This is a genomic window from Sphingomonas sp. G-3-2-10 (genome assembly GCF_012927115.1).
Classification (GTDB): Bacteria; Pseudomonadota; Alphaproteobacteria; order Sphingomonadales; family Sphingomonadaceae; genus Sphingomonas.
Window position 1 is genome coordinate 3,161,074 of record NZ_JABBFY010000001.1, and the last position, 13,000, is coordinate 3,174,073.

Annotated in this window: 18 protein-coding genes; 6 read left to right on the forward strand and 12 right to left on the reverse strand. The window is 66.3% G+C overall.

Annotated features, from left to right (window positions below; translation table 11 throughout):
- Nucleotides 1–4: 4 nt before the first annotated feature.
- Entirely contained in the window at nt 5–301 is a 297-nt protein-coding gene (locus HHL13_RS15855) for a CcdB family protein (protein WP_169556567.1), read from the reverse strand.
- Nucleotides 301–546: a type II toxin-antitoxin system CcdA family antitoxin gene (locus HHL13_RS15860; protein WP_169556568.1), complete on the reverse strand. Its 246-nt coding sequence runs from the start codon at nt 544–546 to the stop codon at nt 301–303. Before HHL13_RS15860 ends, HHL13_RS15855 begins: the two co-directional genes overlap by 1 nt.
- A 62-nt stretch (nt 547–608) precedes the next feature.
- Here HHL13_RS15860 and HHL13_RS15865 point away from each other — a divergent pair, with 62 nt between their 5' ends.
- Together HHL13_RS15865 and HHL13_RS15870 are read left to right on the forward strand one after the other, a co-directional pair.
- A complete protein-coding gene (locus tag HHL13_RS15865; protein ID WP_169556569.1) occupies nt 609–1,544 on the forward strand; it encodes a DUF5996 family protein in 936 nt (311 codons plus the stop codon).
- 9 nt (nt 1,545–1,553) lie between these two features.
- On the forward strand, nt 1,554–2,108 hold the full coding sequence (locus tag HHL13_RS15870) for a pyridoxamine 5'-phosphate oxidase family protein (protein ID WP_169556570.1): 555 nt from the start codon (nt 1,554–1,556) through the stop codon (nt 2,106–2,108).
- A 3-nt stretch (nt 2,109–2,111) separates the two neighbouring features.
- Here the strand turns inward: HHL13_RS15870 and HHL13_RS15875 are convergent, their stop codons facing one another.
- The gene (locus HHL13_RS15875; protein WP_169556571.1) at nt 2,112–3,062 is read right to left on the reverse strand and encodes a hypothetical protein; all 951 of its coding nucleotides are present in this window, start codon (nt 3,060–3,062) and stop codon (nt 2,112–2,114) included.
- A gap of 210 nt (nt 3,063–3,272) precedes the next feature.
- On the opposite strand from HHL13_RS15875, the gene HHL13_RS15880 reads away from it, so the two are divergent.
- Together HHL13_RS15880 and HHL13_RS15885 are read left to right on the forward strand one after the other, a co-directional pair.
- Nucleotides 3,273–3,611, forward strand: a complete 339-nt coding sequence (locus HHL13_RS15880; RefSeq protein ID WP_169556572.1) for a P-II family nitrogen regulator — start codon at nt 3,273–3,275, stop codon at nt 3,609–3,611.
- Nucleotides 3,612–3,625: 14 nt separating this feature from the next.
- On the forward strand, nt 3,626–5,077 hold the full coding sequence (locus tag HHL13_RS15885) for an ammonium transporter (protein ID WP_169556573.1): 1,452 nt from the start codon (nt 3,626–3,628) through the stop codon (nt 5,075–5,077).
- A gap of 235 nt (nt 5,078–5,312) precedes the next feature.
- Here HHL13_RS15885 and HHL13_RS22755 read toward each other — a convergent pair whose 3' ends face one another.
- The 4 genes from HHL13_RS22755 to HHL13_RS15900 form a co-directional block, all read right to left on the reverse strand.
- On the reverse strand, nt 5,313–5,441 hold the full coding sequence (locus tag HHL13_RS22755) for a hypothetical protein (protein ID WP_277346994.1): 129 nt from the start codon (nt 5,439–5,441) through the stop codon (nt 5,313–5,315).
- The gene (locus tag HHL13_RS15890; RefSeq protein WP_169556574.1) at nt 5,438–7,024 is read right to left on the reverse strand and encodes a GMC family oxidoreductase N-terminal domain-containing protein; all 1,587 of its coding nucleotides are present in this window, start codon (nt 7,022–7,024) and stop codon (nt 5,438–5,440) included. Before HHL13_RS15890 ends, HHL13_RS22755 begins: the two co-directional genes overlap by 4 nt.
- 87 nt (nt 7,025–7,111) lie before the next feature.
- Entirely contained in the window at nt 7,112–7,405 is a 294-nt protein-coding gene (locus HHL13_RS15895) for a hypothetical protein (protein WP_169556575.1), read from the reverse strand.
- Nucleotides 7,402–8,316, reverse strand: coding sequence for a sterol desaturase family protein (locus HHL13_RS15900; RefSeq protein WP_169556576.1), 915 nt, complete (start codon nt 8,314–8,316; stop codon nt 7,402–7,404). Before HHL13_RS15900 ends, HHL13_RS15895 begins: the two co-directional genes overlap by 4 nt.
- Nucleotides 8,317–8,443: 127 nt before the next feature.
- Between HHL13_RS15900 and HHL13_RS15905 the strand changes: the two genes are divergently transcribed.
- Entirely contained in the window at nt 8,444–9,058 is a 615-nt protein-coding gene (locus HHL13_RS15905; RefSeq protein WP_169556577.1) for a TetR/AcrR family transcriptional regulator, read from the forward strand.
- Nucleotides 9,059–9,073: 15 nt separating this feature from the next.
- Entirely contained in the window at nt 9,074–9,469 is a 396-nt protein-coding gene (locus HHL13_RS15910; RefSeq protein WP_169556578.1) for a DUF1761 domain-containing protein, read from the forward strand.
- On the opposite strand, the gene HHL13_RS15915 is transcribed toward HHL13_RS15910, so the two are convergent.
- The 5 genes from HHL13_RS15915 to recQ are packed head-to-tail and all read right to left on the reverse strand — an operon-like array spanning nt 9,466 to nt 12,982.
- Nucleotides 9,466–9,825 carry a hypothetical protein gene (locus HHL13_RS15915; RefSeq protein WP_346775573.1) on the reverse strand — a complete coding sequence of 120 codons (360 nt, stop codon included), beginning with the start codon at nt 9,823–9,825 and terminating at the stop codon, nt 9,466–9,468. The genes HHL13_RS15910 and HHL13_RS15915 overlap by 4 nt on opposite strands.
- Nucleotides 9,822–10,250, reverse strand: coding sequence for a TIGR01244 family sulfur transferase (locus HHL13_RS15920; protein WP_169556579.1), 429 nt, complete (start codon nt 10,248–10,250; stop codon nt 9,822–9,824). Before HHL13_RS15920 ends, HHL13_RS15915 begins: the two co-directional genes overlap by 4 nt.
- 10 nt (nt 10,251–10,260) lie before the next feature.
- Nucleotides 10,261–10,686 (reverse strand): hypothetical protein, encoded by a 426-nt coding sequence (locus HHL13_RS15925; RefSeq protein WP_169556580.1) that lies wholly within the window; start codon nt 10,684–10,686, stop codon nt 10,261–10,263.
- Complete coding sequence (locus HHL13_RS15930) at nt 10,683–11,213, reverse strand: hypothetical protein (protein ID WP_169556581.1); 531 nt, start codon at nt 11,211–11,213, stop codon at nt 10,683–10,685. The genes HHL13_RS15925 and HHL13_RS15930 overlap by 4 nt, the downstream gene beginning before the upstream one ends.
- Nucleotides 11,210–12,982, reverse strand: coding sequence for a DNA helicase RecQ (recQ, locus tag HHL13_RS15935; protein ID WP_169556582.1), 1,773 nt, complete (start codon nt 12,980–12,982; stop codon nt 11,210–11,212). Before recQ ends, HHL13_RS15930 begins: the two co-directional genes overlap by 4 nt.
- Nucleotides 12,983–13,000: the final 18 nt, after the last annotated feature.

A 13,000-nucleotide genomic window follows, 5' to 3' on the forward strand; every position in this document is an offset into this window, starting at 1 on the left:
GCCGTCAGTAGCCGCTGATCAGCATGTCGAGCGCGTTCGATACCGTGAAATCCTGATCCGCCGCCGATCCGGTCAGTCTGCCCAGCGCCGTGACGGGCAGGGCAGCCGCGAAATGGGTGAGCATCAGCAGTTCTTCGCCGGCGACATGCAGCAGTGGCGTCAGGCGCTGATCGACCTGGACGGCATTGTCGGGTGAAGCGAGCGGGACGACGAAGCGGGTATTGAGATGCGCCAGCACGTCGCTCTGGCAATCGAGCAGCATCGTGCCGTCCGTCGTCCGGTAAATGTCGAACTTCGCCATCAGAACATGCGATATTTGGCGAGCGGCAGGCCGTTCTTCTCGACCCAGGCGTTGTTCGCTTCGATGGCCGCTCGATTCTCTTCCTGCCACTTCCGGCTGCGCTCGACGGCGGTTGCGGTTCGCAGCGCCGCCTCGCACACTTGCGACAAGTTGATTCCCAGCGCTCGGGCCGCCTCGACCACGCCGGTATCGATCGACAGATTGACCGGCTTGCGTTTGCCCGAGACGATGGAGTCGTGTTTCATACGCGGAAATTATGCGCATGATTAATGCGCGTCAATCTGGCCATTTGGAAGGAGTGATACGCATGGCGCAGGACTGGCCCCGCCTCGACTGGCCGCAGTGGCGCGAAACCGCGATCCATCTCCAGCTGATGACGCAGATCGTCGGCAAGGTCCGCATCGCGCTGACACCGTGGCTCAACCACGGCTGGCACGTGCCGCTCTACGTCACCCCGCGCGGCCTCGGCAGTTCGCCGATCCCTTCGGGCGCAGGTGCATTCGAGGTGGATTTCGACTTTCAGGCGCACCAGCTGCGCATCGCCTGCATTGGCGGCGAAACGCGCAGCCTGCCGCTGGCGGCGGGCAGCATCGCCGATTTCTATGCAGCTGTGATGGCGGCGCTGGCCGAGCTCGGCGTTTCGGTGAAGATCGCCACTTTGCCCAACGAGATGCCCGATCCGGTCCGCTTCCCCGACGATCATGCGGTCCGCCCCTATGACCCCGCCGCGGTCGAAGCGTTCCACACCGCGCTCGCCCATGTCGATCACGCCTTCAAGACCTTCCGCACCGGTTTTCTCGGCAAGGCCAGCCCGGTCCATTTCTTCTGGGGCAGCTTCGATCTCGCCGTCACTCGCTTCTCCGGCCGCGTCGCCCCGCCGCACCCCGGCGGTGTTCCCGGCCTGCCCGACGACGTGACGCGCGAAGCCTATAGCCATGAAGTGTCCAGCGCCGGCTTCTGGCCTGGCAGCGACGCCTACCCCAAGGCCGCCTTCTATTCCTACGCCTATCCCGCGCCCGCCGGGTTCGCCGAAGCGCAGGTCTGCCCCGACGACGCGCGGTTCGATTCAGCACTGGGCGAATTCATCCTCGATTACGACGCCGTCCGCACGGCCGCCGATCCGCAAGCCGCGATCGCCGACTTTCTGCAATCCACCTATGACGCCGCCGCCGATCTCGCGCAGTGGGACCGCGCTGCGCTCGATTGCGAACCGGGTGTTCCCGGAAGGCCCCGCAAGGTCTAGCATCTGCACATGGCCGAATTCTTCGACGCGCTCACCGACGACCACCGCGCCTTCATCGCGAAGCAGCCGGTCTTCTTCGTCGCCACCGCAGCCGAGGGCGCGCGGATCAACCTCAGCCCCAAGGGGATGGATTGCTTCCGGGTGCTCGATGACAAGACAGTGGCGTATCTCGACGTCGCCGGATCGGGCAACGAGACCAACGCGCACCTGCTGGCCGACGGGCGCATCACGATCATGTTCTGCGCGTTCGAAAGTCCGGCGCTGATCTTCCGCGTCTATGGCCGGGGTGTCCCCGTGCTGCCGCAGGACGATCGCTGGGCCGAACTCGCCCCGCACTTCACTTTGCTGCCCGGCACCCGCCAGATCTTCGTGGTCGAACTCGATCAGGTGCAGACCTCTTGCGGCTGGGGCGTGCCCCATATGAATTTCGACCGCGAGCGCACGACGCTCAGCAAATATCACGCGAAGTCCAACGACGCCGAGCGCTTCGGCAAATATGCCGTCCGCACAAAGAGCATCGACGGCCTGCCGGTGCGCAATCCCACGGTGCCCGTCGCCGGCTGAGCCTTAGCGCGGCAGTTTCCGCAACGATGCCTGGGCGCGGGCCTGCATCGCCTGCTCCAATGCCGACTGCTCGTCGAAAATGCGATTGTAGCGGGTGGTCACCGCCTGGAATGCCGAGAGATCGGCGTCGCTGGTAAAGCCCACCATCTCGCCTTCCATCCGCCAGTTGCGGCGCGCCAGCACGCGGCACATCGCGCCCAGCTCGACCAGCGCCTGATCGCCCAGTTCCCAGCGCCGGGCATTCTCGGCGCCGTTATCGGCCATGCCGCGCTCGAGCCCATCCAGCACGTCCATCGCCGTAGCCGTGTCGGACATCCCGCTCATCGCCTTCAATGCCGCGCGCGTGTCGTTCATCAGCCGCTCGGTCGCCGTGCGATACTGTTTCACACGGCCGCGCTGCCGTTCGGTCGCCGTGCAATCCCGCAGGATTGCCGAGTTCACGCCCAGCTTCGCCGGATCGAGCAACGCATGGATGCCGCTGTCGGTCATCGATTTCTCATAGGCGCGCTGCTCGCGCTGCAACGAACGGAGCATGACGCGGATGACGCCTACGGGCGTATCCGGCTTCAGACCCGGAGCCGGCGGCATCTCGCGGCCTGCCAGCATCGCCTCGGCATCCTGCCGGACCAGCAGGAATTCGGCCTGTTCGCGCGCATTGCGCGCGTCGAGGCCGCGGACATATTGAAAGCCGCCGGCGATCACCGCGAGGAAGAGAAACGCCCCGATCTTCCACCCGGCCGTCGCGCCGCGCAACGCGACCAGATAGACCACGGCATAGACCAGCGCGGCCGTGCCCGCCGCCTGACCGATCACGATCGCGATGCGATCGCCCGGCGGCACGGACGCAGCCACGCCGCCAATGACCAATACCGCGACCAGCAGCGCGAAGACCGCCCGGCCCATCGACCAGCCATCCTCCGCGTCGTAATCCAGATGATCGCGCGCATAGGCCATGATCTGCCCCCCTTGCCCCGGCAACTGGCCGATCCCGCGCACAGCGTCAATTCTGCCTGATTTTTAGGCACCCTTTCGCAACTGCACAAAAATTTACCTTCGGGTAACATTTGATTGCGCCCGAAACCCGCAGAAATGCGCGATTCTTGCCTCTGGCACGGCAATTGCTGCTCTGCCGCCCGGGTTAAACTCGCGAGAAGAGGGGGCGGCATGAAACTGATCATCGCCATCATCAAGCCATTCAAACTGGATGATGTCCGTGAAGCGCTGACGGGGGTCGGCATCACCGGCATGACCGTAACCGAGGTGAAGGGGTTCGGCCGCCAGAAGGGCCAGACCGAGATTTACCGCGGCGCGGAATACAGCACCAACATGGTGCCCAAGATCAAGCTGGAGATCGCGTGCGGGGCCGATCTGGTCGACCGCGCGGTCGAGGCCATCCAGTCTTCGGCAAACACCGGCGCGATCGGCGACGGCAAGATTTTCGTCCTCGACGTGGGTCAGGCGGTGCGGATCCGCACCGGCGAGACCGACGAGACGGCGCTGTGAGCAAGGGGAGCAACATGAAGCACGCATTGAAATTTGCGGCCGGAGCGGGAGTCGCGATGCTCGCGGCAATGCCCGCATGGGCCAATGTGGCCGAAGCGGCCGCCACCGTCGCCGAAGCGGCACCCGCCGCCGCCGCGCCGTTCGTGCCGACCGCCGACATGGTCAACAAGGGCGACGTCGCCTGGATGCTGGTCGCGTCGGCATTGGTGCTGATGATGTCGGTACCCGCGCTCGCCCTCTTCTATGGCGGCCTGGTCCGCACCAAGAACATGCTGTCGGTGCTGATGCAGGTGCTCACCATCGTCTGCGTTGCGGCGCTTGTCTGGTTCTCCTGGGGCTATTCGATGGCCTTCACCTCGACCGGCAGCCCCTATCCGTCGCTGTTCGGCGGTCTTGACAAGGCGTTCCTGAAGGGCGTCGATCCTTCGACCTTCGCCGCGACCTTCTCGAACGGCGTCTATCTGCCCGAATATGTGTTCGTGATCTTCCAGATGACCTTCGCCTGCATCACGCCGGCGCTGATCGTCGGGGCGTTCGCGGAGCGTGTGAAGTTCACCCCGCTGATCATCTTCACGGTGCTGTGGCTCACGCTCGCCTATTTCCCGATCGCGCACATGGTCTGGTACTGGCCGGGCCCAGACTTCCTGCACGCCGCGCCGACCGATACCGGCAAGATCTGGAGCTGGGGCGCACTCGACTTCGCCGGCGGCACCGTGGTGCACATCAATGCGGGCATCGCCGGTCTGATCGGCTGCCTCGTGATCGGCAAGCGTACCGGATTCAACAGCGAACCGATGCCGCCGCACAGCCTGGTGATGACCATGATCGGCGCTTCGCTGCTGTGGATCGGCTGGTTCGGTTTCAACGCCGGCTCGGGTCTCGAAGCCAATGCGTTCGGCGCGCTGGCCTTCATCAACACCCTCACCGCGACGGCGGCGGCAGGTGCCACCTGGGCGCTGATCGAGCAGATCGTCCACAAGAAGCCTTCGCTGCTGGGCGCGGCTTCGGGCGTGGTCACCGGCCTGGTCGCGATCACCCCGGCGGCGGGCTTCGCTCACCCCGGCACTGCGATCATCCTAGGCGCAGTCGCTACCGTGGTCTGCTTCTTCTTCGTCACCACGGTGAAGAAGCTGCTGAAGTATGACGACACGCTCGACGTCTTCGGCATCCATGCGGTCGGCGGCATCGTCGGCGCCATCGGCACCGGCATCGTCGCAGACCCGGCCCTCGGCGGCCAGGGCTGGATCGACTACACCGCTCCGGTCGCCAAGGCAGGCGTCTATGATCTGGTCGGCCAGGTGATCACCCAGGCATGGGCAGTCGGCCTCACCATCGTGTGGACCGGCACCGTCTCGCTCGTGCTGTTCCTGGTGCTGAAGTACACCATCGGCCTGCGCCCCAGCGTGGAAGTCGAAGTCGAAGGTCTCGACATCAACGCCCACGGCGAGCGCGCCTACAACTACTGACAAGTTTGGACGCCGCACCGCACCTCTCCGAACAGGTGCGGCGTCCTCCCCAGGTTCCTCCTGCGGACACACTGGGCCGGTGGCGATCCACCGGCCCTTTTTTTGCGTAACGGCGGCGCAGCCGCGCCACGCATCCCCGCGAAAGGGGGGATCGCAGGCGGCAGGCGTGAGGCTGAACGTCAGCGCGCGTCGGTGATGGGAATATCGGTCTTCACGGCGTGCGTCGGGAAGGGCATCAGCGCCAGTGCCGCCGCGCTGGCAAGCCGGCCAGCGCCCAGCCATAACGCCTCTGTTTCAGGTCCCAAATCGCGCGGACGGCACAGCAGAGCGTCGCGGCAGCGAACCCGAAAAGCCACAACGTCATGCCAGATCCTCGCGCACGAAGTCCGCGCAGCGCTCGCCGATCATGATGCTCGGCGCATTGGTGTTGCCGCCCACCAGCCGCGGCATGATCGAAGCGTCGGCGATGTACAGCCCCTCGACCCCGCGCACCTTCAGCCGCGGATCGCAGACCGAACCGGCGTCCGATCCCATCCGCGCGGTGCCCACCGGATGGTACACCGTGTCCGATCGCGCGCGGATCAGCCGCTCCAGCGCGGCATCGTCGTTCAGGTCGATCGGATAGCGGTCCTTGCCGTGGAACCCGGTCATCGGCGGCGTCTCGAGGATGCGGTACATCGCCCGCACGCCGCGCTTCAACGTCTCGACGTCGCGCTGGTCGCCCAGGAAGTTCGGGTCGATCAGCGGCGGCACGTTGGGATCGAGCGATTGCAGCCGCACCGTCCCCCGGCTCTCGGGCCGCAGCACGCAGGCATGACAAGAATAGCCGTGGCTCTTCACCTTCGCCCGCCCGTGATCCTCGACGATCGCGACGACGAAGTGGAACTGGATATCGGGCACGTCCGAATTGGGATCGGTGGCGAGGAATCCGCCGGCCTCGGCATAGGGCGTGGTCATCGCTCCCTCGCGCGTCGCCAGCCACTGGAAGATCGCACCGATCGACTTGAACGTGCCGGTCAGCGAGCTGCCGAGGAACGCCGTCCCCTTCGTCTCGAACGCCGCGACATAATCGATATGGTCCTGCAGGTCCGCGCCGACGCCGGGCGCATCGACCTGCACCGCTAGGCCCATTTCCTTGAGATGCGCCGCCGGCCCGATGCCCGAGAGCATCAGCAGTTGCGGCGTCTGGAACGCGCCCCCGGCCATCACCACCGCGCGCTTCGCCCGGATCATCTTCTGCTGGCCGTCGCGCTGATAGGCCACGCCCCATACGCGGCCATCCTCGAACAGCACGCGCTCGACCATCGCGTCGGTCAATATCTCCAGATTGTCGCGATTCTTCGCGTCGCCCAGATAGGCGCGCGCCGCGGTCCAGCGCTCGCCATTGCGCTGGGTCACCTGATAGATGCCGACGCCGTCCTGCCGCGCGCCGTTGAAATCCTCGTTGACCGGAAGCTGCAACGCCGCGCCCGCCTGGACGAAGGCATGGGCGCCGGGATTGGCCCAGTCCTGGTCGCTGACCCAGAGCGGTCCGCTATCGTTGTGGAATGCGTCCGCGCCGCGCACATTATGCTCGGCGCGCTTGAACACCGGCAGCACCTCGTCCCAGCCCCAGCCGGTACAGCCCAGATCGCGCCACTGGTCATAGTCCTGCGGATGGCCGCGCAGATAGAGCATCGCGTTGATCGCCGACGAGCCGCCCATCCCGCGCCCGCGCGGCTGGTATCCGCGCCGCCCGTTCAGTCCCGGCTGCGGCACCGTCTCGAAGCGCCAGTTCACCTTGTCGGGCTGGAACGGCATCATGCCGGGCATGATCGTCTTGAGGCTGGTGTTGCGCCCGCCCGCTTCGAGCACGGTGACCTTGTACTTGCCGTCCTCGCTCAGCCGCCCCGCCGCCGCGCTCCCCCCGGAGCCGCAACCGATGACGACGATATCGGATTCTTCCACCGGGCGCCCCTGATCCACGCTTTGTCCCTCTCCAGACTAGCCGCTTGATCCTTGCGTCCAAGCGTTATTCCAACCGCGCTGTGCCGCTCAGAGGCAGTTCCCCCGCGCGCATTCGTAAACCAGCGCCCCGCTGGGGATCAGCGTCACGGCGATCGTCGCCAGCGCACCCAGCGCCCACGCCCATTGCCGCCGCCACAGCGCCGCAACCGAAAAGCCAGCCGCCCCGATCGCTCCCAGCCAGTAGAATAAGGAGGCAACCCCGAATGCCGGCACCGGCAGCAGCCACGCCTGCCGCGGATCGAATATCGCAACCACGGCCATCAGCATCGCACACGCCGCCGCCAATCCCAGCGCCACCTGTCCGGGATGCGTCTCGCTCATTCGGCCGGCTGAGCCTGCGGGAGGTTCGCCTGCTTCGCTTCCCAGCGCGCCTTGATCGTCTCGCTGGTGTCGCGGCTGCCGTCATGGCTCCAGCCCGGGGGCTTCACCATATAGTACCACCTGGCGCGCAGCCCCGGCGCCTTCCACACATCCTTGGCGATGCCGACCCATTCGTGCGTCGCGGCCCAGATCAGGTTGAAGCTGCCGAGATCCTTGACGATGCCATAACGCGGCTTGTCGTCATCGCGTTCGGACACGAAGGTTCCGAACATTTTGTCCCACACGATGAAGACGCCTGCATAATTTTTGTCGAGGTAGCGCGGGTTGGTCGCGTGGTGGACGCGGTGATGAGAAGGCGTGTTCATCACTGCCTCGAACCATGCCGGCATCCGCTTGATCACCTCGGTATGGATCCAGAACTGGTAGATCAGGTTCAGCCCGCCGACGAAGAACACCATCGCCGGCGGGAAGCCGATCAGGAACAGCGGGATGCGGAAGATGAAGGCGATCGAGATGAACCCGGTCCAGGTCTGCCGCAGCGCCGTCGACAGGTTGTAGTGCTGCGAACTGTGATGGATGACATGGCTCGCCCAGAACCAGCGCACGCGATGGGCCGAGCGGTGGAAGGCGTAATAGGCCAGATCGTCGATCACGAAGCAGAGTGCGAACCAGTACCAGGCATAGCCGATGTCGAAGAGGCGGAACTGGTAGAGCCACACGCCCAGCGCAAGGACCGCGCCGCCCGTGATCAGGCCCGCCACCGTGCTGCCAAGTCCCAGCGCCAGCGAGGTCAGCGTATCGCGCGGGCAATAGCGCGTCCGGTCCTTCGCCCATGCCACGACCATCTCGGCGAGCACGAGCAGGACGAACGCCGGGATCGCGAAATCGACCGGGTTGGGCAGCCTCTCCATTGGCCATTCCTTACATCAATGTAAGTTGCCCGCAAAAGCCAAATCATACTGTTGAACGATCGATCAAGAATCCGCTTGACGACGTTGATTGAATGATCAATCAAGTAACCGAGGAATCGAGGACGAGATGAGTAGCGGGCGCAGCGCGAAGGAGCGGATCGTGATGGCGGCGATGGAGCTGTTCTGGGCGAAGGGGTATAATTCCACCTCGGTTTCCGACATTCTCAGCCGTACCCAGCTCAATTCGGGCAGCCTCTACCACGCCTTTCCCGGCAAGCAGGACATCCTCGTCGCGGTGCTCGAAGCGTATCGCGACGGCATCTATCCGATGCTGATCGATCCGGCATGGGATGGGGTGGAGGATCCGATCGAGCGCATCTTCGCGCTGCTCGCCGCCTATCGGGCGATGATCCTCGAAACCGAATGCACCTATGGCTGCCCGATCGGCAGTCTCGCGCTCGAGCTGCACGAAGCCGATCCGGTGGTGCGCGACCTGCTCGCGGCGAATTTCAACGCATGGGTCGGCGCGATCGAGCGCTGCCTGAGCGACGCGGCCGACCGGCTGCCGCAGACTCTCGACCGCCGCGCGCTGGGCGAGTTCGTGCTGACCACGATGGAAGGCGGGGTGATGCAGGCGCGAACGCATCGCGACGTCGGCGCATTCGACCGCAGCATCGCCGCGCTGCGCGATCATTTCGACATGCTGCTGGCCAAGGCCGCAACGGAGCGGATGCCAGCTTAACCTGGGGGAAGTGACATGCCCGACGTGAATTGGCTCGCGGTCCTCGCCGCGACACTGGCTTCGTTCGTCCTTGGCGGATTATGGTATTCGCCGGTCCTGTTCGGGAAGAAATGGCAGGCTGCCGCGGGGCTTTCCGACGAAACGCTCAAGGCAGGCAATCCCGCGATCATCTTCGGCGGATCGTTCGTCCTCGCGGCTATAGCGTCGGCCATGTTCGCGATGTTCATCGGCCCGATGACGGCCGGCCCGGCCACCGCGGCGGGGTTCTCGGCCGGCCTGTGCTGGGTCGCCACCAGCTTCGGCATCAACGGCCTGTTCGAACGCAAACCGATCGCGCTGACCCTGATCAACGGCGGCTATCACACGGTGCAGTTCACCCTGATCGGCGCGATCCTCGGGGTGTGGCACTAAAGTGCGCTGACTCCGCGCACCAATACGGTTCCGAACCGCGCTTCGCCGCTCGCGACGCGCAGCCCGTCGCCGGTCGCAATCGCATCGACCGGCGCGGGCAGCCGCCGCCCGGCGACCCGCGCGCCATGCACCTTGAGCAGCGCGATGCCGCCGTCGCGGCCATGTACGATCGCCGCCTGACCGTCCGACGCAACCACGGCGCGCACCGCGTCGAAGCCCGACAGGATATCCTCCGCCGCCCGCATCGCTTCGTCCTCACCGGCGATCCGCCCGCCACCCAGCCGGAGCAGCTTCGCCGCCAGCGCCAGCAACAGGATGGCAACCAGCGACCCGCCAAGGACGATCGCGATCTTCACGCCCGCGACGACAGCGCGTCGAGCAGCGGCCGGATGCCCGAAATGTCATAGCCCGCGCCGGCCGCCTTGGCGGTCAGCGTATCCGGATCGCCGCCGGTGCTCGCCGCGGCCAGCGCCCAGAGGTTGCACGAGCGCGTGCCCGAGCGGCAATAGGCCAGCACCGGCCCGGATGCGCTCGCAAGCGCGGCGGCCATCGCTTCGACTTGCGGCGCGGAGAAGCCGGCATGGGTGATCGGGATCGCGACATAGCTCAGTCCCGCGGCCTTCGCCGCCGCCGCGACCGCGTCGCCTTCGGGCTGGCCGGCTTCCTCGCCTTCGGGGCGGTTGTTGACGATGCCGGTGAACCCCGCCGCGGCAAGCCCCGCCACATCCTCGGGCGAAATCTGGGGAGCAACCGAGATGCTGTCGTCGATGGTGCGGATCATGGGTCTTCCTTCACATTCCGATGGGGTCGAGCTCGCCGAGCATGCCGGCAACGACGGAATCGTTCGCATGGCGCGTGCGCAGCGCCGCCGTCTGCGCGTCGATCCCGGTGCAGCTTTCGGCGACGTTGCGCTCGATCTCCGCCTTGCGATCGGCATCATAGGGCTCTTCGCCCGCCCAATGCTCGCAATCGGCGCGCTTCACCAGATAGCGCTGCACATCGGCAGGCATCCCGCGCGCCTCGGGATAGACGGCCAGCTCATTCTCGGTCAGCGCCGGTTCGACCGCTGCGACCGGCTCCGGCGGGACGACACGCGTCACAAGCGGCGCGCTGTTCGTCACCGCGACCGGCGTCGCCGCGACATTCTCCACGACCACGCTGCCGCCACCGCCGCACCCGGCACAGGCCAGCGCGAGAAGGACCATTCCCGGCTTCACCGCTTCGGCTCCTCGCCCGGCGGCCCCATCCATTCGCGTGAAATCACTTCGCCGTTCGCGGTCCACGCCTCGACCTGCTTCGTCGCCGGATCGAGCGCGGCGAACAACGCCGTCGCGCCGCGCGAGGGGCAACCCGAATGGTAGCTGGCGGTCGCGCGCTCCCCCGCGCCCCAGCGCGCCATGCCATAGGGCCCATCGGTATAGCCCTGCCCGCACGTCCACGCGCCGGGCCGCAGCCGCGCGACCGGATCGAACAGCGCGCGGATCTTCACATAGCCTTCGGGCCCCACCTGCGCGCGCCGCGTCACCGCCCAGTAAGCGAACATGCTCTGCTGCCCCGCGGGCCGCTCGGCGCTGGTATGCTGCACTTCGCCCGAAGGGCTGACCTGCCACAGGAAGACCACCGTGCCCCAGCTGCGCATCTCGGCCGAAACCGGCACGGGCGCTTCCGCCGCCACCGGTACCCGGCTCGCGGGCGCGCAACTCGCCAGCATCGCTGCCGCTGCCAGATAGGCCAATCCTCTCACGCCGCCTCCCGGATCACGTCGAGAAAGGCCGAGCCATACGCCTCCAGCTTGCGCGCGCCAACGCCCGAGATGCGGCCCAGCGCATCGATCGACCCCGGCCGCTCGGTCGCCATGTCGCGCAGCACCGAATCGTGGAAGATGACATAGGGCGGCACCTGCGCTTCCATCGCCAGCTCGCGCCGCTTCGCCCGCAATGCCTCGAACAGCGGATCGCCGACGGGATTGGGCGCACCGCCTGCCTTGCTGCCCCGCCGCTTCCGCTCGCGCTTGGGCGGCAGCACCAGCGATACGGTCGCACCTTCCTTCAGGATCGCCTTGGCAGCCGGGCCGAACTCCAACCCGCCAAATTCATTGGCGCGCAGCGCATCCTTCAGCAGCAGCGCCCGCGCCACAGGCTTGATCAGGGCCGCTTCGTCGCCCTGGACGATCCCGAACACCGACAGCGCTTCATGCCCGTTGGTCATGCTCCGCTCGGTCGACTGGCCGAGCAATATGCTCTCGATATAGCCCACGCCAAAGCTCATGCCGGTGCGGAACACCGCCGAGAGGAATTTCTGCGCGGTCACCGTCGCGTCGATCGCGCTGGGCGGACTGAGGCAATTGTCGCAATTGCCGCAGGTCTCGGGCGCGTCCTCGCCGAAATGTCTGAGCAGAATCCGCCGGCGGCACGTCGCGGTCTCGACCAGCGCACCCAGCGCGGTCAGCCGCGTCCGCTCGCCCGTCTGCCGGTGCGGCTCGACTTCGGCGATGCGCTGCCGCGCCCGCGCGAAATCGTCGGCGCCCCAGTAAAGCTGCGCTACCGCCGGATCCCCATCGCGGCCCGCGCGGCCGGTTTCCTGATAATAGGCTTCGATCGATTTCGGCAGCCCGGCATGGACGACGAAGCGCACATCGGGCTTGTCGATCCCCATCCCGAACGCGACCGTCGCGACGATCACCATATCCTCGCTCGCCACGAACGCCGCCTGATTGCGCCGGCGCACGTCGGGATCGAGCCCGGCATGATAGGGCAGCACCCGCCGCCCGGTGGACGCCAGCTTCTCGGCCAGCTTCTCCACCCCGTTGCGCGTCTGGGCATAGACGATGCCCGGCCCGCTCTGCCCGGCGATGAAATCCACCACCTGCGCGGTCGTGTTCTCGCGGGGGCTGATGTCGTAGCGGATGTTGGGCCGGTCGAACCCGGCGACGATCAGCCCGTCGCGCGGAATGCCGAGCTGATCGAGAATATCCGCTTGGGTATGCGCATCGGCGGTCGCGGTCAGCGCGAGCCGCGGCACCTCCGGAAACGCGTCGAGCATCGGGCGGAGCAGGCGATAGTCGGGGCGGAAATCATGCCCCCATTCGGACACGCAATGCGCTTCGTCGATCGCGAACAGCGCAAGCTTCGACTGGCGAAGCAGGTTGCGGAACCCCTCGCCCGACGCCCGCTCGGGCGCGACATACAGCAGGTCGAGCTCGCCCGCGCGGAACCGCGCGATCGTCTCGTCGCGATTTTCGTCCACGCTGGTCAGCGTCGCGGCGCGAATGCCCACCGCTTCGGCGGCGCGCAACTGGTCGTGCATCAGCGCGATCAGCGGCGACACGACCAGACAGGTTCCGTCCAGCGCCACCGACGGCAGCTGATAGCAGAGCGACTTGCCCGCCCCGGTCGGCATCACCGCCAGCGTGTTCTGCGCCGCCATCACCCGATCGACGACGCGCGCCTGCACCCCGCGAAAATTGGGGAAACCGAAAATCTTGTGCAGGAGATCGAGCGGGTCGGCAGTCACGCGGCTGGCCTAGTTCGC

Coding starts and splice junctions, on each gene's coding strand:
- HHL13_RS15855 (WP_169556567.1), bottom strand. CDS start 301: ATGGCGAAGTTCGACATTTACCGGACGACGGACGGCACGATGCTGCTC.
- HHL13_RS15860 (WP_169556568.1), bottom strand. CDS start 546: ATGAAACACGACTCCATCGTCTCGGGCAAACGCAAGCCGGTCAATCTG.
- HHL13_RS15865 (WP_169556569.1), top strand. CDS start 609: ATGGCGCAGGACTGGCCCCGCCTCGACTGGCCGCAGTGGCGCGAAACC.
- HHL13_RS15870 (WP_169556570.1), top strand. CDS start 1,554: ATGGCCGAATTCTTCGACGCGCTCACCGACGACCACCGCGCCTTCATC.
- HHL13_RS15875 (WP_169556571.1), bottom strand. CDS start 3,062: ATGGCCTATGCGCGCGATCATCTGGATTACGACGCGGAGGATGGCTGG.
- HHL13_RS15880 (WP_169556572.1), top strand. CDS start 3,273: ATGAAACTGATCATCGCCATCATCAAGCCATTCAAACTGGATGATGTC.
- HHL13_RS15885 (WP_169556573.1), top strand. CDS start 3,626: ATGAAGCACGCATTGAAATTTGCGGCCGGAGCGGGAGTCGCGATGCTC.
- HHL13_RS22755 (WP_277346994.1), bottom strand. CDS start 5,441: ATGACGTTGTGGCTTTTCGGGTTCGCTGCCGCGACGCTCTGCTGTGCC.
- HHL13_RS15895 (WP_169556575.1), bottom strand. CDS start 7,405: ATGAGCGAGACGCATCCCGGACAGGTGGCGCTGGGATTGGCGGCGGCG.
- HHL13_RS15900 (WP_169556576.1), bottom strand. CDS start 8,316: ATGGAGAGGCTGCCCAACCCGGTCGATTTCGCGATCCCGGCGTTCGTC.
- HHL13_RS15905 (WP_169556577.1), top strand. CDS start 8,444: ATGAGTAGCGGGCGCAGCGCGAAGGAGCGGATCGTGATGGCGGCGATG.
- HHL13_RS15910 (WP_169556578.1), top strand. CDS start 9,074: ATGCCCGACGTGAATTGGCTCGCGGTCCTCGCCGCGACACTGGCTTCG.
- HHL13_RS15920 (WP_169556579.1), bottom strand. CDS start 10,250: ATGATCCGCACCATCGACGACAGCATCTCGGTTGCTCCCCAGATTTCG.